Origin of the sequence: Escherichia sp. KCJ4928 (assembly GCF_004352695.1) — a bacterium.
Lineage (GTDB): Bacteria > Pseudomonadota > Gammaproteobacteria > Enterobacterales > Enterobacteriaceae > ECMA0423.
The window spans coordinates 1-398 of sequence record NZ_SJWV01000634.1; the positions used below are offsets into that span (position 1 = coordinate 1).

The 398-nt window shown below is 45.7% G+C and carries 1 protein-coding gene; it reads left to right on the forward strand.

Going from position 1 to position 398, the window contains the following annotated elements; translation table 11 throughout:
• Positions 1 to 398 (forward strand): replication protein (locus E0D98_RS25990; protein WP_240723792.1); only part of this gene is annotated, 398 nt, incomplete at both ends.

Below are 398 nucleotides of genomic sequence, written 5' to 3' on the forward strand. Positions count from 1 at the left end.
TAAATGACCAGGGTGAGATTATCGGCGGCTTCGTTGCCGTTATCCGCCCTAAACAAAAATCAGCATTTCAGAGGCATTTCACCATGAATCAAGACGCATTACGGATCTTGGCTAAGGAATTAACCGGGGAGCAATTCAAGGTCTTAATGCTGATGCTTGCAGATCTGGATTACGAAAACTTCATTCAGATCGCCCAAGCAGATATTGCTGAAACTTTAGGGATGCAGAAAACGAATGTTAGTCGCGCCGTTCGCGCGCTACTGGATGTTGGGGTGATCTTTGAGGGACCTAAAGTTGGCAGATCAAAAACATACCGGCTGAATGAACAATTTGGTTGGAAAGGCACCGTAACCAACCACAAAAAGGCACTCAAAAACGGCTTTAGTGTCATTCAGGGC